Genomic DNA, 22,372 nt, shown 5'->3' on the forward strand with positions numbered 1-22,372 from the left:
CTACTTCGGTCGTACGGTCACCGTCTGCGCGCCGTCTCCGGCGTCCACCGTGAAGCGCAGGATGCGGGACTCGTCGTCCCACGACACGACCGTGCCGCCCTCGACGGTCCCGCCGTCGGGGAATGCGCCGGACGGCAGGTACACCTCGGTCGGGGCCGAGGCATCCGCAGCCGGAGTCACCGAGATCTCCAGCGAGTCCGGGTCGGACTTCCAGTCGTGCAGCTGCCCGGAGACCGCCCGAGGGTAGGGCCGGTCCAGCACGGAGATGAGGTTCCGCGGTGTGCCGTCCGTCTCGTACGGACCCCAGGATCCCGGATCGCGCGACCAGTACGCGATGCCGATGCCCGAGGCATCCGAGGTCGAATACACCAGATCGACATAGTCGAGCGCGCCCGGCAGCGTCGTGTCCAGGCCGAACTCACCGAGGATGATCGGCACGCCGCCGAGCGCCTCGGCCGTGCGCAGGGTGTTCGAGCGCCAGGCTGCGACGGTCCCCTCGACGAGGTCGCGCGACATACCGCTGAACCCGTCGCCGAGGTCCATCGGCAGCGGGTAGAGGTGCGGGCAGAACGCGATGCGGGGATCGCCGTCGCGCGGGTCGGCGACCTTGCCGAGCCCGCTGGGCAGGCCCCAGTTGAAGCCGAGCGCCTGCGGCTCGAGGCAGGCCCACGTCGAGTCATCCACCTCGCGGATCGCATCCACGGTCTTCTGGTACATCGCGGTGAGCGGTCCGGCCTCGAACGCCGGGCCCTGCAGTGAGCCGCCGTACGGCTCGTTCATGAGGTCGTAGGCCACCACGGCGTCGTTGTCGGCGAACCGTTCGGCGACGGCCCGCCACGCTGCGGCGTAGTGGTCTGTGAGCTCGGGGTGCGCGCCGGTGGTGTTCCAGAAGTTGTCGAACGCGCGGATGACGCCGGGCTCGAGGTAATACAGCTCCCACATGTCGTGGTGATTGACCGGGAAGCCGTCGAGGTAGGTCGCCCAGACCGGCGCTCCGTTGCCGTTCGTACCCTCGGGCGTGATGCCCGGACCCCACAAGTCCTGGTGCATGTCGAGCATCACGTGATAGCCGCGCTCCTCGTACCAGCCGACGCGCTCCTCGACCCGATCGAGGTACTCCTGGTCGTAGACGCCGGGGCTCGGCTCGACCTGGCTCCACGCGATGAGGAACCGCACGAAGTTCGTGCCCATATCGGCCTGCTCCTGCACCAGCTGGTCCTCGGTGAAGTCCGGCATGCCGCCCGGGGCATTCTTCGCGCTGCTGGCGGTCGAGAACCCGTGCTGCACGAGCGCCCGGTCCTGGTCGTCCGTGATGAAGGAGGCGGCGGATGCGGGACCCGGCGTACGGGTCGCGGCAGCACCGGCGCCCACGAGCAGCAGCACCCCCAGCCCTGCGGCGACAGCGGTGCGTGCGGCAAACATCCGGTCCTCCTTGACGCGTGTGAGGGGAGGCTATCATCAGCCCATGCCTTCTCGGATATCTGATCGCGGGCGCCTCGGTCGCGTGGGTTGGGCGATCGTGGTGTCGCTCCTGGTGCTGGCGATCCTCGCCGGTTTCTGGCCGATCATCGGCGTCCTCATCGCCTGGGTACCGCTGCTCGCCGTGCCGGCCGCCGCAGGACTGCCGAACCTGATCCCCGCGCTGCGGATCCTGCCGCTCGGCGAGACGACCTGGGTGTTCTGGGCCGCGGACGCCGCCGGCGTGATCGTCATGCTGCTCACGGCGTGGGCGATGCTCATGGCACCGAAGCGGCAAGCGGCTCCGAGCCCGGCTCGCGCGTTCGGCCGCGGGGTCTGGGTGACGACGGTCGCGATCGTCGCAGGCAACATCGTGCGCGCGATCTTCACGAGCTTCGTCGTGCATGCCGACCTCGGCACGTACCTCGGTCACCTCGTCGCGAACGTCGTGGTCTCCGCGCTGCTCGGTGCCATCCTCGGGCTCGTGGTCGGTGCGGTCGCGGCACTCGTCGCGATCGGCGGCAGAGGGCGTGCGGATGCCTCGTCGGAGACCTCTGCGGAGACGGCTCCGGTCGGTGCCGACGCGCAGGAGCCTGCCGCTGACGCACCCACCACCGTCGCCGAAGCGCCCTCCACCATTGCCGAAGCGCCCGCCCAGGGCGCATAGTCGGAGCATGACCGCCACACACGATGTCGTGATCGTGGGCGGTGGGCACAACGCCCTCGTCGCCGCGGCGTATCTCGCCCGCGCAGGCAAGAAGGTCGTCGTGTTCGAGCGCCTGCCGCACGTAGGCGGGGCCGCTGTGTCGGAACGCCCGTGGGCGGGAGTGGATGCCGCCCTCTCGCGCTACTCCTATCTGGTCAGCCTGCTCCCCCGGCAGATCATCGACGACCTCGGGCTGCGCATCGATCTGCGCCGCCGCCGGTACTCCTCCTATACGCCGAGCCCGGAGGATCCTTCTCGCGGCATCCTGATCGATACCGCGGATGCCGCAGCCACCGCACGCTCGTTCGCCCAGGCGACGGGTGACCGACACGAGGCTGCGCGGTTCGCTGCGTTCGGCCACCGTATCGCCCCGCTCGGTCGCACCATGTTCCCCACGATGACGCAGCCGCTGCGGTCTCGCTCGGCCGTGCGTGCGCGGCTCGGCGATGACGCCCTGTGGGACGCGGTCGTCGATGAGCCCCTCGGCGCGTTGCTGCGCTCGTCGGTGGGCACCGACCTGGCACGCGGCATCCTGCTGACCGATGCGCTGATCGGCACGTTCGCGACCGCCGACGGGGCCGACCTCCGGCAGAACCGCTGCTTCCTGTACCACGTGATCGGCGGCGGCACCGGGGACTGGGATGTCCCCGTCGGCGGCATGGGCCGCGTCACCGCGGAGCTCGAACGGGCCGCGCGCGCAGCAGGCGCCGAGCTTCGCACCGACTCCCCCGTGGTCGCCGTGTCGCCCGACGGCGAGGTCGAGGCAGGTGGAGACCACCCGACTAGGGTGTGCGGCACGCTGGTGTTGAGCGGGGTCGGTCCCGCGGTGCTGGCCGGGTTGATGGCGGCAGCCGGTGCCGCGACCCCAGCGCCGGAAGGTGCCCAGGTGAAGATCAACATGCTGCTGCGTCGCCTCCCGCGACTTCGCGACTCGTCGGTCACGCCCGAAGCCGCGTTCGCCGGCACGTTCCACATCAACGAGACCATGACCCTGCTCGACGACGCGTTCGCGCAGGCCGCGGGCGGCAGCATCCCCGATCCGCTCCCCGCGGAGATCTACTGCCATTCGCTGACCGATCCGTCCATCCTCGGACCGGAACTGCGCGCAAGCGGGGCACAGACGCTGACGCTGTTCGGCCTACAGGTTCCGCACCGGCTGGTGGCGGGCAAGGATGCCACGGCCACGCGCGCGGCGCTGTGGACGGCCGCGCAGACCTCGCTGGACTCGGTCCTGGCCGAACCGATCGCGGACTGCCTGTACGAGGCGCCGAACGGCGAGCCGTGCCTCGAGGTGCGCACGACCTCCGACCTCGAAGAATCGCTCGGGATGACCGGCGGCGACATCTTCCACGGCGCGCTGTCCTGGCCGTGGGTGGAGGATGACCAGCCGCTGGATACGCCCGCGCAGCGCTGGGGCGTGGAGACCTCGCACGAGCGGATCCTGCTGTGCGGATCGGGCGCGCGTCGCGGCGGCGCAGTGAGCGGTCTCGGTGGTCACAGCGCCGCGATGGCGGCGCTGGAGCTGTTGGCCCGCTGACACGCGTGCACCGATGACGAGAGGGGCCGCATCCGCGACCCCTCTCGGTGACTGTCTCGCCTACTGCTGCGGCGGCAGCGGAGGCGGCGGCGGGTATCCCTCGTAGCCTGCCGGTGCCGGCGGCTGAGCCGGGGCGGGCCACTGCTGCTGCTCGGGCGCCGACCACTGCTGCGGCGCCTGCTCCGGGGCGGGCCATTGCTGCGGCGCGGCCTGTGCTTCCGCGGGCGTCTGCCACTCGACGGGAGGCTGCTCGCCGACGGGGTGGAGGGCGCCCGGCATCAGAGCCTGAGAGGTCTGCGACGGATAGCCCGTGTAATACGCATTCCAGTCCGGCGTGCCGTCCGCCAGCACCGGCAGCGGGGTGACGCCGTCGACGTAGGTCGGCCACGCGACGGGCGCGTACACCGGAGCCTGCAGGTGGGCGGGACGCGGCTTCTTCGGTGCGAACAGCACGTTGATGAGCGGGATGAGCGCCGTGCCGACCGCAGCCAGGATCGTGATCGCGACCACGAGACGCCAGTACCACTCGCCGAAATCGAGGAACTCGTTGAGCATCAGGGCGAACACGAGCATGAACGCGAGGATGGTCACCAGGGCGACGGTCACGCCGGCCACGATCCGGGTGAACACCGTCACGTAGCGCAGGTACGCCTTGGCGTAGAGGCGCACGTGCAGCACGCCGAGCTGGAGGATCAGCACGATCAGCAGGAACGAGAAGAACCGGCCGAATCCATAGCCGTACCCGTTGAGCGGCATCCAGATCATGAACGCGCCCACGATGAGGATCACGACCCACACGATCATGCTCGTCAGAGCGAACCACGCGGGCCGACGGGGTGCGAGGTGCGCGTCGAGGATCGCCACACCGGCGAAGGCCGCCAGCAGCAGGATCGTCAGGAATGCGCGCCCGATGAAATCGTTGGCTGGACCGACGAGCACCCAGACGACGCACACGATCGCGGCGGCGATGAGAGCGCCGATCGCGACCCAGATGGCGAGGCGGAGCAGCTTCGAGTTCGAGGCATCGGTCATCGGCGGGCTCTCAAGATGGTCGGGCACAGTCATCGCGGTCCTCTCTCGACGCGGGGCGTTGCCCGCTGCCCCATCCTGACACGTAGCCCTCGACGGGGCGAGGAAGTGCGCCGGACTGTGGAGGATGCCGCCGCGAGACTCGATGGGGAGGAACGGACGTGGTTGATAAGGACGCGGCGAAACCGCTGGTCCCCGACCATCGCCGCCGCGAGCATTATCGTGGCGACATGAGTGCATACGAAGTCATTGAAATGGGCGGGCTCGATGCCTGGCATGAGTTCGCCGGCGGCACGACCCCCGGCAAACGGTTCGTCGACAAGGAACTGCCGCTGCAGAACGTAGGGATGTCGGCCAACGCGGCGGAGCCCGGCAGCCGGGCACCGTTCTGGCACACCCACGAGAAGCTCGAAGAGCTGTACGTCTTCCTCGCCGGCAACGGTCAGATGGGGCTCAACGACGATGTCGTCGATGTGCAGGCGGGAACGACCGTTCGCGTCCCCCCGGGCACCTGGAGCACCTGGCGTGCGCTGCCGGACAGCCCCGAACAGCTGCGATGGTTGTGCATCCGCGCCGGCGGCGCTGCGCTCAGCGACATCGGCCGCGACGGCGCACTCGACCGCGAGCGCCCCGCCCCCTGGGCCGAGTAGCCCGGAATCGGTCGACCGAAGCCGCGCAGCGCGCTCCCAGCGAGCCGCGCGGTGAGAAACGACATCCCGGCAGGGAAACGATGCGACGCCGTGTTTCCCCGCCGGAATGTCGTTTCTCGGGGGTAGGGCCGACAAACGAAAGAACGAGCGCCCGGAAAGGCCGGGCGCTCGTTCTTTCGTTCTGTGGCGAGTGAGGGATTCGAACCCCCGAATGCTGAGCAGTCTGATTTACAGTCAGATCCCTTTGGCCGCTTGGGTAACTCGCCAGACACATCCGTCCGACTTGTGCAGACGACCGGAGGCGCACAGCAATATTACCTGACTCGGAGGCCCTCAGAAATCACGTGCCGATTCGGTCGAAATCGTCGCCCGACAGAGCAGTCGGAAGCCGCAGCAGCGCCCCTTCGAAACGGCACGTCGCGGCCGCCACGGCCATCGCCCGATCGAGCGCTTCGGCCCACTCCGCCGGCGATTCCGGTGGGCTCTCGATCATCGAGGCGACGGTCGCCGCGAGCACGGCATCTCCCGCTCCCATCGTGTCCACGATCCGCCCGGGCAGGACGGTGATCGGCCGGTTGACGACGTAGCCCTCGGCTTCGACCGTCGCTCCGGCGGCGCCTTCAGTGGCCAGCACCGCGGTCGCACCGAGATCGACGAGTCGCGCCCGCAGCACGTCGAGCGACGTGCCGGACAGCAGCGTGGCGTCATCGTCGCCGACCTTCACGAGCGCGGCACCGGGGACTAATGACTCGAAGCCGCGCACGAACCCGGCGCGGTCGGTCATCATCCCCGCGCGCGGATTCGGGTCGATCGCGAGCGTCTTCCCGCCCACCGCGGCCGCGAGCTCGGCCGTCTGTTCGGCGTCGTCGAAGGGCACGCAGCTGATCACGACGAGGTCGGCATCCGCAATCGCCTGCCGCTCGGCATCCCCGAAACGGATGCGGCGCCCCCGTGCCGCGAGGTTGAACTCGTACTCCGGCTCGCCCCCGCCGCTGCGCGTGCTGACCGCACGGGAAGACCCGTGCGGCGCGGGACTCGCGAGCAGCGGCACACCGTAGTCGGAGAGGAAGGAGCGGATGCGGGACCCGGGCTCGTCGTCGCCCACCATCGCGATGAGGGTCGCCGGTACGCCGAGTCGCGCAATGCCGACGGCGACGTTCAGCGCGGCACCGCCGACGAACTCGCGCACACCGTGGTCGTCGCGCAGCTCATCGATCAGCGCGTCGCCGATCACGACGACGCGTGCGCTCATGCGTCGCTCCGCACGGGGTCGAGCACCCGGGCGACGAAGGCCTCGGCGCGCAGGCGCGTGCCGTCCAATCGGCGGTCGACGCTGCCGCGGACCTCGTTCGGGGCCAACGGAGCGGCCAGTCGCACGGTCTCGTGGCACGACAGATCCGCGCACATATAGGTTCCGATACTGTCGCCCTTCTCCCCCACCGTGCCGGCTTTGTGCGCCGTGAAGAGTGCAACCTGGTCGCCGGGCTGCATCGTGTGGCAGACGTTGCACAGGGCGGACCGCGCCCGCGAGGAGCCGTCGGCCGCGCGCAGTACGACACCGACGGGCGCGCCGTCGATCTCGGCGACGAGATACCCACGGCCGCGCGTGCGCGGATCACGCCACGCCAGGAAGTCGAGGTGATCCCAGTCCAGCAGCACGAAATCCAGCGGCAGCGCGATCAGGCGCTCCTCGTCGGGGGTGGCGTTCGCGAATGATTCACGGACTTCAGGCTCGGTCAACGGGCGCATGGAACCTCCTCGCATCTGCTGCCAGTCTACGAATCGCGGATGCCGCCGTCACCGGCCTGCGGTGCGCCCAGGAGCATCAGCCGGCGGTGGCGGGCTCGCTGGAGTCGTCGGCGGCGAGGTCGCCCTCGGCATCCGCTCCCTGTCGGCCGCGGATGAGGAAGCCGAATCCGAACGCGATGAAGAACATCAGCACGCCGTAGACGGCCGCCGGCAGGCTCAGCTCCACCGACCCGAGCACGGTCTGCGCGATCACGATGGCGAGCGTGGCGTTGTGAATGCCGATCTCGAACGACGTCGCGATCGCCTGCCGCTGCCCGACCTTGAGCACGCGCGGCACGAGGTAGCCGATGCCCAGGCTGATCAGACAGAACACGATCGTGATGATCGACAGCCGCGCGAAGTTCTCGACCAGCAATGCCCAGTTGGAGGCGACGGCGCCGGCGATGACGACGATCAGGATGATGACCGAGGCGATGCGCACCGGCTTGTCCATGCCCGCCGCGAAGCGCGGCCAGAAGCGGCGCACGACCATGCCGACCGCGACCGGCAGCAGCACGATGGCGAACACCTCGAGTGCCTTGGCCCACTGCAGCCCGAGCTGGTCGTCGAACGGGTCGAAGTACGCGATCGCGAAGTTGGTGATGAGCGGCAGCGTGATCACCGCGATGACCGAGTTGACCGCCGTGAGCGAGATGTTCAGGGCGATGTCGCCGCGGAAGAGATGGCTGTAGAGGTTGGCCGTCGTCCCGCCCGGCGAGGCGGCGAGCATCATCATGCCGACCGCGAGGACGGGCGGGAGCTGGAACAGCAGCACGAGGCCGAAGCAGATCGCCGGCAGCAGGATGAGCTGGCAGAGCAGCGCGATGATCACCGCCTTCGGCTGCTTCGCGACCCGGGCGAAATCGCCGGGAGTGAGGCTGAGGCCGAGCCCGAACATGATGATGCCGAGGGCGACCGGAAGTCCGATGGTGGTCAACGCTGATCCCATGGCCCTCAGTGTGCCCGACGGCGGGACTCCGTGCCTACCTCTTGTGGAGAACCTCCTGAACGCGAGGGCGGAAGGACGGATGCCGCGACCGACGTCATCCGCTTGCCCGCCGCTGCGACCCGCTAGATAGACTCGCCCTATGGCTGATTCATCCTTCGACATCGTGAGCAAGGTCGACCACCAGGAGGCCGAGAACGCCCTGAACCAGGCGCGCAAGGAGATCGAGCAGCGCTACGACTTCAAGAACACCGGCGCATCGGTCGAGTGGAGCGGCGAGCAGGTCCTCATCAAGGCGAACACCGAGGAGCGCGCCAAGGCTGTCCTCGACGTCTTCGAGTCCAAGCTGATCAAGCGCGGCATCTCGTTGAAGAGCCTCGACGCGGGAGAGCCGTTCGCCAGCGGCAAGGAGTACCGCATCCAGTGCTCGATCAAGGACGGCATCTCCTCGGAGAACGCCAAGAAGATCGGCAAGATCATCCGGGACGAAGGCCCCAAGGGCGTCAAGTCGCAGATCCAGGGCGACGAGCTGCGCGTGCAGTCCAAGAGCCGCGACGACCTCCAGGAAGTCCAGCGACTGCTGAAGGCCGCCGACCTCGACGTCGACCTGCAGTACATCAACTACCGCTAGAGCGGCCCTCTGGTCCGGGGATTCCCGCGCGGCCAGAGCCGAAGCGCATCGCGCGCCGTGGACTACGTGACTGTGGATGCCTTCGAAGCCACAATGACTGGCGCACTCGCTAGCCGGGCGATGGCCCAGCCGAAGAGGATGCACACGACGCCCATCCCGACAGCGAAGAGTGCCACGCCGTAGGCGACGACCGAAGTGAAAAGCGACGCCCGCAGGAATGAGGCCTGCATGACGGTCGTGCGCACCGGATCGTCCTGATCGAGTTCGGCATACGTCTTGCCGCCCGAGGCTTCGAGCGCGTGCTTGTTGATGACGTCGGCCTGAACGTAGGCGGTGAAGGGCCCGCTCACCTGTTGTCCTTGGAAGGCGATGGCGTCGTCCGGGATCGTGATCTTCTCCGCCGTCAGCTGGTTCGTCACGCCTATCCAGGCGACGACTCCGACAACGATCAGCATCGCGCCGATGATGATGCCGATGACGGCCGCCGCTTTAACGAGACCGACCTTCCGTCCCGGGGTTTCGGCGGTGTCGGGGCTTGCCGGTGTCTGGGTCATGATGTCCTCCTCAAACCGAACGAGTACCGGGGGCGGGGTGCCGGTGCGCCATGCGCCGACGGCGGATCCACTTCTCCACCTCGACGAACACAGGCACGACGAGAGCAAGTCCGATCGCGATCAGCCACTCGCTGCCGCTCAGGGAGACGGTGCCGACCAGGCGTTGCAGGAACCCGATCTCCACGGCGGCGACCGTCAGCGCGATCGGAATGGACAGCCATTTGATCGCCGCGAGGATCGGCGCGTTCAGTCCGGATTCCGGGTCACGGCGCATCGCGAGCCCGCCGAGAATCGCGCCGAACGCCGCTACGACGAACGTCATCGTCACGGGCGCATTCGGCTCCGTCGAACTGAGCTGGTCGGGGAAGACCAGCAGGGGCACCAAGGTCATGAGGAACAGCGCGCCGCCGTACGCGAACCACAGGACGACTGCGCCCCCGTTCGCGATCGTCTTCTTCGGGTCGCGGGGCGGCAACAGCATGATCCCCGAGGGTGCGGGATCGAGCAGGATCACGATGACGGGGAAGATCGAGATGAAGAAGTTGAGAAACAGGATCATGATCGGCGTGAGTGGCACGCCGTCGTTGATGTCGAAGATGCTCGCGACGAGGAACAGCAGCACGAGCGAGAACAACTGCGACATCTGATACCGGACGTAGCTGACGATCTTCTCGTAGATCGACCGTCCGAGCTGGACCGCAGTGACGAGCGTGCCGAAGTTGTCGTCGACGAGGATCATCTTGCCGGCCTGCTTGGTGACCTCGCTGCCGGATCCCATCGCGACGCCGATGTCGGCCTGCTTGAGTGCAGCGGCATCGTTCACCGCGTCGCCGGTCATCGCCACGACCGCGCCGTCCTCCTGCATGAGCCGGGCCAGGCGCAGCTTGTCTTCGGGCGTGACCCGGCCGAACACGTGCAGACTCGGGAGCGCGGCTTTGAGCTCGTCGTCGCTCATCGCCTGGATCTCGGCGCCGCTTGCGGCTCCTGGTCCGAGTCCGAGCTTGGCCCCGATGGCTGCGGCCGTGATCGCATGGTCGCCCGTGATCATGCGCACCTCGATACCGGCTTCGTGCGCGATGCGCACGGCCTCCTTCGACGAGGGACGAAGTGGGTCGATGATGCCGACGAGACCGACGAGCTCAAGATCCTTCACCTCGGCCATGGGGTCCGCGGACACCACAGTCCCCGGCGCGAAGCGGCGGATCGCGAACGCGAGCACACGCAGCCCTTGCTCGGAGAGTCGCCGATTCGCCGCGAGGACGACGTCGCGCTGAGCGTCGATCGAGACGGGGCCATCCACCGTCGCGACAGTCGAGCACCGCTCGAGAACGACGTCCGGCCCGCCCTTCACGAGCGCGACACGCACGGAGGCGCCATTTCGTGGAACATCGTGATACGTGGCCATGAACTTGTAGGCGGAGTCGAACGGCACCTCGGCGATGCGCGGATACTTCACCCGCGTGAGCTCGGCATCCACCCCCATCTTGGCCGCCAGAACGACGAGTGCCGCCTCGGTCGGGTCTCCGATCACTTCGCCCTCGTCAGACACGATCGCGTCGCTGCAGAGCGTCAGCCCGAGCGCGAGCTGTGTGAAATCCGGATTGGGCTGATCAGCGACTTGACGGATTTCCCCGACCTTGTCGTATCCGCTGCCGCCGACCGTGTACCACTCACCGGCGAGGTACAGCGACTCGACGGTCATCTCGTTCATCGTCAGGGTGCCGGTCTTGTCCGAGTTGATCGCGCTTGTGGCGCCGAGCGTCTCGACATCGGTCAGGTTCTTGACGACCGCGTTGTGCTCGGCGAGCTGACGGGATCCGTAGGAGAGCATCGCCTGCACGAACGAGGGCATGCCGGTGGGTATGGCGGAGATCGCCATCGAGATGCCCAGCAGGATCACCGACGCGATCTCCTGACCGCGCACCAGACCGAAGATGACGATGACCGCCACGGCGCCCCACGCGATCCAGCCGAGCACCCCGGTCAGCGCGTCGAGCTCACGTTGGAGCGGCGACTTTGCGGGCTTGACGGCGGAGAGCATCGACGCGATCTGGCCCATCTCAGTGCCCATGCCGGTGTCCGTGATGACGATGCTCGCCGTACCGCGGGTGACCTGGGTGTTTTGGAACACCATGTTTGCGCGGTCGCCGAGCGTGGTCTCAGGATCGGTGAGGGTGCCGGCGTCTTTCGCGATCGGTGCGCTCTCCCCGGTGAGCGCCGCCTCCTGTGTCTCGAGCGTCGCTGAGCGCAGAATGCGACCGTCGGCCGGCACGATGTCTCCGGCTTCCAGGGCGACCAGATCCCCGGGAACGAGAGTCGTCGACTCGACCTGCAGCACCGAACCGTCGCGCACGACCCGTGCCTTCGGGATCTGCATCTTCGAGAGCGCATCCACAGATGCCTTGGCCTTCATCTCCTGGCGCGTTCCGAGGAACACGTTGAGGATGACGAGGGCACCCACCACGATGCCGACGCTGATCTGGTTGATGAAGAGGCTGATGATCGCCACCACGACCAGCATCACGTTCATCGGATCGATGAGCTGATTGAAGGCGACCTGCCAGATCGAGGGCTGCGGCTCGGACGCGATCGAGTTCGGCCCGTGCTCGGCGAGGCGACGTGCCGCTTCCGCCTGCGTCAAACCCTTTTCACGATCGGTGCCGAGTGCCGCAACGACCGCGCTGGGGTCTTGAACGAACCAGGGAACTGACGACGTGGTGTGCATTGTGCTCATGACGTGGCCATGGCTCAAGCGGCGAGCGCTTTCGCCTTCAAAGCGTCGTATTCTGCTTGGCTGACCGCTCCGGAGTCGAGCAGCTTCTTGGCCGCCTCGATCTCGCTGGTCGGCGAGGAGGCGACCGCGACGTTGCGGATGTAACTGTTCGTCTCGCGCTGCGCCTGAGCCCGGCGCTCGAGCTCGCGTTGAGCCATGCCCTGCCCGCGCGCGATGAGATAGATCAGTGCCGCGAGGAACGGCACGAAGACGAGGAAGATCACCCAGAGAGCCTTGGCCCAGCCATTCAGAGTGTGATCACGGAACAGATCCATGATGATCGTGATGAAGATCCAGATGCACGCAATGAGGATGTAAAACCAGAAGATCCAGACGAGAAAGTCCCAGAAGCTACCACTCATCGTCAGCTTTCCTTACGTTCGAACGGGCCGGAAGCGGGTACCGCAGATGATCCCCGCCATGCTCACTGTCCACTGGATCCGTGCGAGACTCATCACCCGAACAGGATGAGCGCGTCCGTACTCGGACGAATCACGTTCGCGACGGCGGGAGAATCGGCGAAGAGCGCCGAGCGCGGCAAGAAGAATGGATGCTCGCCGATTCGCCCAGCGCGCGTGCGGGCCACCACATCGGGCTACGAGTTGATCTGCTCCACCACGTCGTCGGCTGACTCCTCAAGCGCTTTGCGCAGTTTCTCGTAGTCATCGGAGTCGATGGCCTTGCTGATGCGCTTATCCGATCGCTGGAGGGCACTCTCGACTTTGTCGGCCCACTTGTCGTCGACGACGGCGACGACTGCCGACGTTCCCGGCGCGAGATACTCGTCTACGTCGACGCCGAACTGCTTCTCATCGCGGTTCTTCTTGATCTTCCCGAGGATCGCGCCGATCCCGGCCCCGACAGCAGTCGCAGCCAGCAACGGCGGGGCGAAGAGGCCCACCACGACTCCCGCGCCGGCGCCCCACGCGGCGCCATGCCCGACCGAGTGGGTGCCGTGCTCCTTCACCTGCACCTTCCCGTCTTTGTCGCGCACCAGCACGACGGCACCGACGATCTCGTAGCCGCCGGCATCCTGTCCGCTTCGCAGAGCCTCATAGTCTTCAGACGCTGCCGCGGAATCGTCATACGAGCCGACTACCAACGCGAGGTTCTTCGTGCCCATGGACGTCCCCTTTGCTTCACGCTCGACACGGCCGGCAGACCGCGATCGAACTCCGCTTCATCACCTGCGGTGATCGTATGCCGATGCCCAACCGCGTCGACTCATCCTGTCTGGGTGATATCCGGTTGCGCTGGAGCGTTTCTCTGGTCGGCAGGCCGAGGTGATCAGCGCGAATCCGTGTCGGGATCGGAGGGCTTCTGCTCGACGGTGATGAGCGAGGCGCCCGGCGTCGTCGCGCCCTCGAGGACGGGTGAGACCTCGCCGAAGTCGTCGGCGTTGAGCACGATGACCGGAGTGATGAGCGGATACCCGGCCTTCTCAATGATGGCGCGATCGAACACGACCAGCGGGGTGCCGAGCTCCACCCGGTCACCGTTCTTCACCTTCACATCGAACCCTTCGCCGTTCAGATTGACGGTGTCGATGCCCACGTGGATCAACACCTCGACGCCCCCGTCGAGCACGATGCCGAATGCATGACCGGTCGGCTGCGCCGCCGCGACGACACCCGCACCGGGCGAGTACACCGTGTCGCCGGTCGGCTCGATAGCGGCGCCGGGCCCCATGACCCCGCCGGCGAACACGGCGTCGGGCACACGGTCGAGCGGCACGACGACCCCCGCAAGGGGCGAGGCGATCTCGATGGCGGCACGCTCGAGCACCGCAATCGCAATCGACGCCGCGGCGGCTTCAGGTGCCGCATCGGATGCGTCGATCGCGCGGGCCACGCTTGCCTCAACGGTCGCGGGCGCGACGCGCTCCGCCGCTGCAGCGGCCTCAGCCGCATCGCGCACGGCTTCGAACTCGGCCTGCTGCTCCGGCGTGCGGAAGTTCGCTCCGATCACGAGGAACATCGACGTGAAGAAGGCGGCGGTGATCGCGATGGCGTAGAGGCCGATGGGGTTGAAGGCGGGGATCGTAAGCAGCGAGGTGAAGACGAACGCCTGCGTCGTGATGCCGTCGGGCAGGCCGAGGACCAGACTGCCGACTCCGATGATCAGACCGCCAACGAAGCACCCCACGAGCATGCGTGGATAGATCCGCTTGAAGCGCAAGTGGATGCCGTACAGCGACGGCTCCGAGATACCGCCGAGCAGCCCGGCGGCGAGAGCACCTGTCGAGGTCTGCCGCATCTGGGTGTCGCGATGGCGCAGCGACAGCACGAGCACGCCCGCGGTGGCGCCGAAGCAGGCGAAGTTCCAGGCGCCCATGGGGCCCTGGATGAAGTCGTAGCCGAGCGTCTGGATGTTCAACAGCATGATGGCGTTGATGGGCCAGTGCAGGCCCAATGGCACCATGAACGGGTACGCGAGCGGGATCACGATCGCGAAGATGAACGGCGAGAAGCTGTTGATCGCCGACAGCAGGTTCGCCAGGGCCGCACCCGCGTAAACGCCGATCGGCCCGATGAGGAACGCGGTGAGCGGAATCATGATCAGCATCGCGAGGAACGGCACGAAGATGAGTTGCAGGTTCGGGGTGATGATCTTGCGCAGCAGCTTGTAGAGGGGTCCGAGCGCGGCTGCCATGAGCAGCGGCGGAAACACCTGCGAGCTGTAGTCGAAGATCGTGAGCGGCACCCCGAAGATCGGCACGATCGTGACGTCGACGCCGAAGATCTGGGTGGGCTCGACCCCATCGCCGAGCGCGAGGAACCCCGGCAACATGAGGACGGCCATGATGCCGAAGCCCACCCACGGATCAGCGCCGACCTTCTTCGTCGCGTTATAGGCGACCATCAGCGGAAGGAAGATGAAGATGCACTGCCACATCAGGTTGACGAACGCCCAGGACGGGTCGAGCGTGACCCCGGGCGCGTTCCAATCGGGGATTGTGCCCAGGGTCGCGAGAAGAGCCATGAACGTGATGAAGAACGAGGCTCCGAGGAGGGCTCCGAGGATCGGACGGAACGAATCCGACAGGAACTCGAAGAGCGAGTCGATCCATGCGACTTTGCCCCGCACGCCCTTTTCGCGTTCGCGCTTCTTGATCTCATCGAGGCTCTCGGCCGGCGCTGGTGCGCTCGCGCCCGTCATCTCGGGCAGCGCCATGATGTCGTTGTACACGTTTTGCACCCCACCACCGATGACGACCTGAAATCTGTCGCCTGCCTGGGGCACCGCGCCCATCACACCCGGAATCGCCTCGACCGTCTCCTGCTCGACGCCGGAGGCGTCGCGGAGCTGGAATCGAAGCCGTGTGGCGCAGTGCGTGAGACTCTCGATATTCTCGGCGCCACCCACGGCGCGAACGATCTCCGCTGCGGACGAGTTGACCATGGCTCTCTCCTTCGAGAATCCGACTGGCATCGACGTCTGCACAACGCCGGGCCTCCGTCGAACGACACATTAGCGCCCGCGTCGCGGCCCGTACACCGACGCGAATGCTCCGGCGAATGTTCACCGAACATGCGACGGATCAGCCAGACGCGACGTCCCGTCGCAGGTATTGCGCTCGGCTGAGACAGCGGCCACACTGTGCCAAACGGGGGTGAGGAGGACCTCAATGGAGGGCTCGAATAATGCGGGCGTCTGGAGGCTGGCCGAGGATGAGTGCTGGAATCTCCTGGCGCGGAGGGAGTTGGGGCGTCTTGCCGTGGCCGTCGACGGCAAGCCGGACATCTTCCCCGTGAACTATGTGGTCGATGGCCCACATGTTCTGTTCCGGACAGCGGTCGGTTCGAAGCTCGCGGATCTCTCACTGAACCCTTTCGTCGCTTTCGAAGTCGATGAGTACGACGACGAAACGGCCGCGAGCGTGGTGGTCAAAGGCACCGCGACGCGAATCGAACTGCAACGCGAGATCGACGATGCCGATGCCCTCCCGCTGACGCCGTGGATTCCGACTCTCAAGTACCACTGGGTGCGAATCGCGTCGGTATCGATAACCGGAGTGCGGTTCCACCGAGCACCGGAACCGCCGCGGTACTCCGCGTCGTTGAAATAGTTCGGGTGCTCGAATCCTGGACGTCGACCGGACCTTCTGTCGTCATAGTCTGGGCAAATTCAATGTCTGCAGGTAGCATCGGAAGATCCCGATCGTGGACGACAGGGATCTGGGGATCCCGTCCACTAAGAATCGGTGCTTGGGGATCACAACAACGTCGCAGCAATGTGGCGTGGCGCGGCCCCCTTCAAGGGGCGCCATCAACCGCGCACAGCCCTGAAGGGGGCCACTTCCCGTCGCACCTGTCGAGCCGATGCTTGGGGGTCATCTGCTCACGGCTCTGGGGAAACCGTTCAGGTCATGCGGTCAGGCACCCTCATCATATTCAGTGCGCCTGGCTTTCACAGTGAATTGCCACCCTGCGTGGCGGATGCGTCGAACGGCGATCTGAGGGGTAGCAGTGGTCCCTCCCATCCGGTGTGGCGCGCGCCTACGGTGAAGTCATGACCAGCACGAACACTGCCCCGATACCCGCCGTCACGTTGAACAACGGCGTCAGATGCCGATCCTCGGGTTCGGCGTCTACCAGGTCGGCCCCGAAGAGACCGAACACGCCGTCAGCGCCGCGCTGGCCGCCGGATACCGGCTCATCGACACCGCGGCCGCATACGGCAACGAAGAATCCGTGGGTCGCGCCATCCGTTCCAGCGGCATTCCCCGCGACGAGCTGTTCATCACCACCAAGCTGTGGGTGCAGGATGCCGGTGAAGACAACACGAAGCGCGCCTTCGACGATTCCGCCCGCAAGCTCGGCCTCGACGTGGTGGATCTGTACCTGATCCACCAGCCGTTCGGCGACTACTACAGCGAGTGGCGCGCAATGCAGAACCTGCACCGCGAGGGGCGGATCCGCGCCATCGGGGTCTCCAACTTCTCCCCCGACCGTCTGCTCGACCTCATCCTGAACAACGAGATCACGCCCGCGGTCAACCAGATCGAGACGAACCCGTTCCACCAGAACGTTGACTACCAGATGCTCATGCGCACCGAAGGTGTGCAGATCGAGTCGTGGGGTCCGTTCGCGGAGGGGAAGAACGACCTGTTCAGCAACCCGGTCCTCGCGGCGATCGGCGCGCCGTACGGCAAGTCCGTCGCCCAGGTCGTGCTGCGTTGGATGATCCAGCGTGGCGTGGTCGTCATCCCCAAAACGGTCAGCCCGGAGCGCATGGCGCAGAACCTCGACGTGTTCGACTTCGTGCTCAGCGACGCCGATATGTCCGCCGTCGCAGCCCTCGACACCGCCTCGACCCAGTTCTTCGACCACCGCGACCCGGAGTGGGTGCGACGCCTCAGCAGCCGCCGCCTCGGCTGAACCGCAGCGCGCGTCAGCCCGGTGGACCGACGCGGATGCCGGGGGTCGTGGCCCAGGTGCGCAACGTGTCGTAGGCGGCCGCACGCGGTTCATCGCGCGACAGGAAGATGTCGTGGATCGCACCGTCGATACGGCCGAGAGTGACAACTCGGCCGATCTTGGTGGCCGCCTTGGCGATGTCGTCCACGACGAGCACCGAGTCGGACGAGGTCGCCGCCTCCGACCACGCGAACGGGTTCGCGGAGCGCTTCGAGAGCAGCACGAGCGACGGACAGCCGACGTCGATCCCCGAGGCGACCGTCTTGTGGCCGACGATGATCGCGTTGAGCCACCCCGGATGCGTGGGGAACCCGCGCTGCGGACGCCACCGCTCGTGGTCTCCCGCGGCCGGCAGCGTGCCGATCTCGGACTGCGCTCGCGTGTAATAGCCGAGGTCGACGTCGGGGTGCGCGCCGCGCGGATCGAACCGCGCGCGCACCTCGACGATCGGCGCCAGCGCCTGCCGGCCGATCGAGCCGATCTGCAGCTCCAGCCACGGGCTGTTCAGCACCAGCGCGGACGCCTTGCGCGGATGGCGGGCGGCCCACAGGGTGAGCGTCAGTCCGCCGGTCGAGTGCCCCATCAGCACCAGGCGCCGGGGGCTCCGCTCGCCGCCGTGCCCCATCGCCTCCAGCGCCGCCGCGATATCGGCGTCGTAGTCGTCGAGCGACGTGATGTAGCCGGGAGTCTGGCCTTCGCGCAGCGATCGGCCGTACTTGCGCAGGTCCAGCGCGTAGAAGCGGGCGCCCAGACCGTTCCAGAACTCGGCGAGACCGGTCTGGAAGAAGTAGTCCGACCAGCCGTGCACGTACAGCACGTCAACATCCGAGAGCTGGCCGCGCAGCGACTGCCACCAGCTCGGGATGCGGCGCACCACCGTCGCGAAGACATCGCCCTCGTCATCCGTTCCCAGCGGCAGCGTGCGCTGCTGGAACGGAGCTCCGAGGACGTCGGGCACCCAGGCATCGGCCATGCCCCTGAGCCTAGGCCCTGGGGGTGGCGTCACTCTCCTCGCGAGATCTTCACCATCTCGTCGCGCGGCACGACCTTGACTCGGGCGCGACTGTGCGGCTGACCCAGCGCGACCTCGTGCTCGTCGAGGCGGTGCCAGCCGTCCAGGTCGGTCCAGGCCACGCCGCGCTCGGCCAGCAGGGCGGGGATGGCCTCGTCGGAGGGATCCTCCGGCTGCCACCACGAGCCCTGGTCGTTGATCAGGTGACGGATCGTCTCCATCGCGTCGGACTTGGTGTGGCCGATGAGGCCGACCGGTCCGCGCTTGATCCAGCCGGTCGCGTACATGCCGGGCACGCGCTCGTTGGACTCCTTGCGCAGCACCTGTCCCTCGTGGTTCGGGATGACGCCGTGGCGCTTGTCGAACGGCACACCCGGCAGCGGGGAGCCGAAGTAGCCGACGGCGCGGTAGATCGCCTGGATCGGCACCTCGCGCAGCTCGCCGGTGCCGACGACCCCGCCTTGGCCGTCCGGACGGGTGCGTTCGTAGACGAACGACGACACACGGCCCTCGTCGTCCTTCTTCACCTCGACGGGCTTGGCCCAGAAGTGCAGATGCAGACGACGGGATGCCTCGCCGCCGGCGTTGTTGGCCGATGGGCGCTGGCGCCACGACTGCAGCACGCGGTCGATGACCATGACCTGCTTGTTGCTGGCGATCGCGGCCTTGGACGCGTCGTCGTAGTCGAAGTCCTCGTCGTAGACCACCATGTCGACATCGCGGAGCTCGCCGAGCTCGCGCAGTTCGAGCGGCGTGAACTTGACCTGTGCGGGTCCGCGGCGTCCGAACACGTGCACGTCGGTGACCGCGCTGGCGGCCAGCCCCTCGTGCACGTTGTCGGGGATCTCGGTGGGCAGGAGGTCTTCGGCGTGCTTGGCCAGCATGCGCGAGACGTCCAGCGCCACGTTGCCGTTGCCGATGACGGCGACCGATTCGGCATCCAGCGGCCACGTGCGCGGCACATCGGGGTGTCCGTCGAACCAGCTGACGAAGTCGGCGGCACCGTAGGAGCCCTCCGCATCGATGCCGGGGATGTCCAGCGACGTGTCGCGGATCGCACCGGTCGAGAAGATGACCGCGTGGTAGTGCTTCTGCAGGTCTTCCAGCGTGATGTCCTCGCCGAAGCGGACGTTGCCGAAGATGCGGATGTCACCGCGGTCCAGCACATCGCGCAGCGCGGTGATGATGCCCTTGATGCGCGGGTGGTCGGGGGCGACGCCGTAGCGCACGAGTCCGTACGGCGCGGGGAGCTGCTCGAACAGGTCGATGGCGACGTCGAACTTGCGCTCCGCCTTGAGGAGGATGTCAGCCGCGTAGATGCCCGCCGGGCCCGCGCCGACGATGGCCAGCCTGAGCTTGGTCATGAGGGTCCTTTCGGATGGAACGAAGAGTGCGCGACCGCGCGTCAGCTGGAGCGGTCGACGACGGCCTGGGCGAAGCGGGTCAGCGCCTCGCGCACGGGGCCCTCGGGGAGGGGCGCAAGCACCGCGATGGCTTCGCTGGACCATTGGTGCGCGAGGTCGAGCGTGGCCTGGGTGGCTTCGTGCTCGCGCAGCTCGGACAGGTCGGCGTCGAGGATCGCGGGGTCGGCGCCGTCGGCGATGAGGGCGACGCCTGCGTCGATGCGGGTGAGCAGGGCGACGGATGCCGCATCCGTGCGGGTCGCGAGCAGCAGGTACGGCATGGTCGGGACACCGGCGCGCAGGTCGGTGCCGGGCACCTTGCCGGTCTCATCGGGGTCGTCCGAGAGGTCGATGACATCGTCGAGCAGCTGGAAGGCCACGCCCACCTTGTCGCCGAACTGGAACATCGCGTCCTCGAGCTCACGCGGACCGTTGGAGAAGATGACGCCGAGCTGTGCGGCCGCGGCGATCAGTGAGCCGGTCTTGTCGGCCAGCACCTGCAGGTAGAACTCGACCGGGTCATCGCCCTCCTGCGGCCCCACGGTCTCGTGCATCTGCCCGAGGACGAGGCGCTCGAAGGTGTCGGCCTGCAGACGGATGGCCCGATCCCCGAGCCGCGCCATGATCTGGCTGGCACGGGAGAACAGGAGGTCGCCGGTGAGGATCGCGACGTTGTTGCCCCAGACAGCATGCGCACTGGGCACACCGCGACGCTTGTCTGCGGCATCCATCACGTCGTCGTGGTACAGCGAGCCGAGGTGGGTCATCTCCAGCGCCGTGGCACCGGCGATGACGTCATCGTTCGCGCCCTCGCCGAGCTGCGCGGTCAGGAGCGTGAGCATCGGCCGCACGCGCTTGCCGCCGGCCTCGTACAGGTAGCGGCTGGCCGAATCGGCCACGGAATCGGTAACCCGCAACTCGCTGGCAAGGTTGGCATCGACCCGTTCGAGGCCCGTCTCAACGGTACTCAGAAGTCTGCGGGACCTCGGCCCCGCGAAGATGCGGTCGGTGAGGCCCAGTTTGCCCGCAATCCGCGAGCCGGAAGCTGAACTCGGCGTCACAGGCTCAGCCTACCGCCCTTGCCGGGGCGACCAGACCCCGACGACCTGCTCAGACCGGTTTCGTCGCACGGTGCAGCGCCACGATGCCGAACGAGAGGTTGCGGTAGGCGACATCCGTCCATCCCGCGGAGCGGATCCAGGCCGACAGCGTGGCCTGGTCGGGCCAGTCGCGGATGGACTCGTTGAGGTAGTCGTACGCCTCGGCGTTCGAGCTCACCGTCTTGGCGACGACGGGCAGCACCCTGTCGTTGTAGAAGCGGTAGAAACCGTTGAAGACGCGCGACGGCGGATGCGAGAACTCGCAGACGACCAGGCGTCCGCCGGGCTTGGTCACGCGCAGCAGCTCAGCGAGCGCGATGCGCGGCTCGTTGACGTTGCGCAGGCCGAACGACATCGTCACCGTGTCGAACTCGGCATCGCCGAACGGCAGGTCGGTGGCGTCGGCTTCGACGAAGGACAGATTCGGGATGTCGCCGTGCCGGCGCATCCCCTCGGCGATCATGCCCGGGGAGAAGTCCGCGGCCACGACATCGGCGCCGCTGCGGGCGAGCGCCACGCTCGAGGCACCCGTGCCGGCTGCGAGATCGAGGATGCGCTGACCGCGCCGGGGGGCGACCGCGCGGGTGGTCGCGACGCGCCACAGCTGGTCGTTGCCCAGACTCAGGACGGTGTTCGTGCGGTCGTAGCCGCGCGCCACCTCGTCGAACATGCCGCTGACGCGTGCCGGGTCCTTGCCGAGGTCGGCGCGATTCTGCTCGGGGGTCACGCGTCGAGTCTAGGCGGGCGCGCCTGTGGACTCGCCGTCGGTCAGTCGCATCGCGACCAGCCGATCGAGCCAGTGGTCGCCGGTCGCATCGTCGAACGGAGCCTCGCGCGCCGTGACCCGCCGCTCGAGGTCGACGGCGAGCGCTTCGAGCTTCTCGACGATGTCGAGCGGGTAGCCGTACCGCACGCGGTGCTCGTCCCACTCGTCGCGGTCGTCGATCCAGATGCCGCGACCGTCGTCGGCGCGGACCACATCGAGATCCATGTCGATGCCCGTGGGCTCGTACGGCTCGCTGTCGCTCCACTGGATGTCCCACGCGATATCGATGTAGATCCGCATCTGGCGCGGGTGGTCGCGGTTGATGGTGACGGCGTGGTCGCCGGACGGCGGAAAGAGCGTGACATTCGGGCCTTCGGCCAAGAAGCTCGCGCCGGGGCGGGAGCTGCCCCAGCCGACGGGCTGTCCGATCCAGTCGCCCCACTGGTCGCGCCCGAGGTAGACCCCGTCGTTCACCCAGTGCGGGGAGCCGTCCCACTTGCGCCAGCGGGCGGAGAGCCTCGTGCCGATCGCCGGTCGGCGGGGAACGGATGCCGCAACCCCGTCGTTGTTGGTCTGCTCAGCCGTCACGGTGCGAGTCT

Annotated in this window: 21 protein-coding genes and 1 tRNA gene; 6 read left to right on the plus strand and 16 right to left on the minus strand. The window is 67.3% G+C overall.

Features of this window, described 5'->3' with window-relative positions:
- Entirely contained in the window at positions 1 to 1,422 is a 1,422-nt protein-coding gene (locus tag ASD65_RS07760; protein ID WP_056220752.1) for a cellulase family glycosylhydrolase, read from the minus strand.
- Between the two features lie 43 nt (positions 1,423 to 1,465).
- On the opposite strand from ASD65_RS07760, the gene ASD65_RS07765 reads away from it, so the two are divergent.
- Together ASD65_RS07765 and ASD65_RS07770 are read left to right on the plus strand one after the other, a co-directional pair.
- Positions 1,466 to 2,125: a hypothetical protein gene (locus ASD65_RS07765; protein ID WP_156378808.1), complete on the plus strand. Its 660-nt coding sequence runs from the start codon at positions 1,466 to 1,468 to the stop codon at positions 2,123 to 2,125.
- Positions 2,126 to 2,132: 7 nt separating this feature from the next.
- Positions 2,133 to 3,701, plus strand: coding sequence for a phytoene desaturase family protein (locus ASD65_RS07770; protein WP_056220758.1), 1,569 nt, complete (start codon positions 2,133 to 2,135; stop codon positions 3,699 to 3,701).
- Positions 3,702 to 3,761: 60 nt separating this feature from the next.
- On the opposite strand, the gene ASD65_RS07775 is transcribed toward ASD65_RS07770, so the two are convergent.
- On the minus strand, positions 3,762 to 4,766 hold the full coding sequence (locus ASD65_RS07775) for a hypothetical protein (RefSeq protein ID WP_235566628.1): 1,005 nt from the start codon (positions 4,764 to 4,766) through the stop codon (positions 3,762 to 3,764).
- Positions 4,767 to 4,960: 194 nt separating this feature from the next.
- Here ASD65_RS07775 and ASD65_RS07780 point away from each other — a divergent pair, with 194 nt between their 5' ends.
- Positions 4,961 to 5,380, plus strand: coding sequence for a cupin domain-containing protein (locus ASD65_RS07780; RefSeq protein WP_056220764.1), 420 nt, complete (start codon positions 4,961 to 4,963; stop codon positions 5,378 to 5,380).
- Positions 5,381 to 5,564: 184 nt separating this feature from the next.
- Here the strand turns inward: ASD65_RS07780 and ASD65_RS07785 are convergent.
- The 4 genes from ASD65_RS07785 to ASD65_RS07800 form a co-directional block, all read right to left on the minus strand.
- Positions 5,565 to 5,646 (minus strand) — tRNA-Tyr (locus ASD65_RS07785).
- Between the two features lie 74 nt (positions 5,647 to 5,720).
- Positions 5,721 to 6,632 carry a PfkB family carbohydrate kinase gene (locus ASD65_RS07790; RefSeq protein ID WP_056220766.1) on the minus strand — a complete coding sequence of 304 codons (912 nt, stop codon included), beginning with the start codon at positions 6,630 to 6,632 and terminating at the stop codon, positions 5,721 to 5,723.
- Positions 6,629 to 7,129: an FBP domain-containing protein gene (locus ASD65_RS07795; RefSeq protein WP_056220769.1), complete on the minus strand. Its 501-nt coding sequence runs from the start codon at positions 7,127 to 7,129 to the stop codon at positions 6,629 to 6,631. The genes ASD65_RS07790 and ASD65_RS07795 overlap by 4 nt, the downstream gene beginning before the upstream one ends.
- Positions 7,130 to 7,205: 76 nt before the next feature.
- Positions 7,206 to 8,117, minus strand: a complete 912-nt coding sequence (locus ASD65_RS07800) for a bile acid:sodium symporter family protein (RefSeq protein WP_056220772.1) — start codon at positions 8,115 to 8,117, stop codon at positions 7,206 to 7,208.
- A 139-nt stretch (positions 8,118 to 8,256) separates the two neighbouring features.
- On the opposite strand from ASD65_RS07800, the gene ASD65_RS07805 reads away from it, so the two are divergent.
- Entirely contained in the window at positions 8,257 to 8,745 is a 489-nt protein-coding gene (locus ASD65_RS07805; protein WP_056220775.1) for a YajQ family cyclic di-GMP-binding protein, read from the plus strand.
- 62 nt (positions 8,746 to 8,807) lie between these two features.
- Here ASD65_RS07805 and ASD65_RS07810 read toward each other — a convergent pair whose 3' ends face one another.
- The 5 genes from ASD65_RS07810 to ASD65_RS07830 form a co-directional block, all read right to left on the minus strand.
- The gene (locus ASD65_RS07810) at positions 8,808 to 9,299 is read right to left on the minus strand and encodes a hypothetical protein (RefSeq protein WP_056220779.1); all 492 of its coding nucleotides are present in this window, start codon (positions 9,297 to 9,299) and stop codon (positions 8,808 to 8,810) included.
- A gap of 10 nt (positions 9,300 to 9,309) precedes the next feature.
- Positions 9,310 to 12,033, minus strand: coding sequence for a cation-translocating P-type ATPase (locus tag ASD65_RS07815; RefSeq protein WP_056220782.1), 2,724 nt, complete (start codon positions 12,031 to 12,033; stop codon positions 9,310 to 9,312).
- 14 nt (positions 12,034 to 12,047) lie between these two features.
- A complete protein-coding gene (locus tag ASD65_RS07820; RefSeq protein WP_200948636.1) occupies positions 12,048 to 12,434 on the minus strand; it encodes a PLDc N-terminal domain-containing protein in 387 nt (128 codons plus the stop codon).
- A gap of 233 nt (positions 12,435 to 12,667) precedes the next feature.
- Positions 12,668 to 13,195: a DUF1269 domain-containing protein gene (locus ASD65_RS07825; protein ID WP_056220788.1), complete on the minus strand. Its 528-nt coding sequence runs from the start codon at positions 13,193 to 13,195 to the stop codon at positions 12,668 to 12,670.
- A 164-nt stretch (positions 13,196 to 13,359) separates the two neighbouring features.
- Entirely contained in the window at positions 13,360 to 15,474 is a 2,115-nt protein-coding gene (locus ASD65_RS07830; RefSeq protein ID WP_056220792.1) for a glucose PTS transporter subunit IIA, read from the minus strand.
- A 226-nt stretch (positions 15,475 to 15,700) separates the two neighbouring features.
- Between ASD65_RS07830 and ASD65_RS07835 the strand changes: the two genes are divergently transcribed.
- Entirely contained in the window at positions 15,701 to 16,141 is a 441-nt protein-coding gene (locus ASD65_RS07835) for a pyridoxamine 5'-phosphate oxidase family protein (RefSeq protein ID WP_056220795.1), read from the plus strand.
- Between the two features lie 499 nt (positions 16,142 to 16,640).
- Complete coding sequence (locus tag ASD65_RS07840; protein ID WP_327041973.1) at positions 16,641 to 17,453, plus strand: aldo/keto reductase; 813 nt, start codon at positions 16,641 to 16,643, stop codon at positions 17,451 to 17,453.
- Positions 17,454 to 17,466: 13 nt separating this feature from the next.
- Here the strand turns inward: ASD65_RS07840 and ASD65_RS07845 are convergent, their stop codons facing one another.
- The 5 genes from ASD65_RS07845 to ASD65_RS07865 are packed head-to-tail and all read right to left on the minus strand — an operon-like array spanning position 17,467 to position 22,361.
- A complete protein-coding gene (locus ASD65_RS07845; protein ID WP_056220798.1) occupies positions 17,467 to 18,465 on the minus strand; it encodes an alpha/beta hydrolase in 999 nt (332 codons plus the stop codon).
- A gap of 29 nt (positions 18,466 to 18,494) precedes the next feature.
- Positions 18,495 to 19,868: an FAD-dependent oxidoreductase gene (locus ASD65_RS07850; RefSeq protein WP_056220801.1), complete on the minus strand. Its 1,374-nt coding sequence runs from the start codon at positions 19,866 to 19,868 to the stop codon at positions 18,495 to 18,497.
- Positions 19,869 to 19,909: 41 nt separating this feature from the next.
- On the minus strand, positions 19,910 to 20,968 hold the full coding sequence (locus ASD65_RS07855) for a polyprenyl synthetase family protein (RefSeq protein WP_056220804.1): 1,059 nt from the start codon (positions 20,966 to 20,968) through the stop codon (positions 19,910 to 19,912).
- 49 nt (positions 20,969 to 21,017) lie between these two features.
- The gene (locus ASD65_RS07860) at positions 21,018 to 21,734 is read right to left on the minus strand and encodes a class I SAM-dependent methyltransferase (RefSeq protein WP_056220807.1); all 717 of its coding nucleotides are present in this window, start codon (positions 21,732 to 21,734) and stop codon (positions 21,018 to 21,020) included.
- Positions 21,735 to 21,743: 9 nt separating this feature from the next.
- On the minus strand, positions 21,744 to 22,361 hold the full coding sequence (locus ASD65_RS07865) for a DUF402 domain-containing protein (RefSeq protein WP_056220810.1): 618 nt from the start codon (positions 22,359 to 22,361) through the stop codon (positions 21,744 to 21,746).
- Positions 22,362 to 22,372: the final 11 nt, after the last annotated feature.

Source organism: Microbacterium sp. Root61 (assembly GCF_001427525.1).
Classification (GTDB): Bacteria; Actinomycetota; Actinomycetes; order Actinomycetales; family Microbacteriaceae; genus Microbacterium.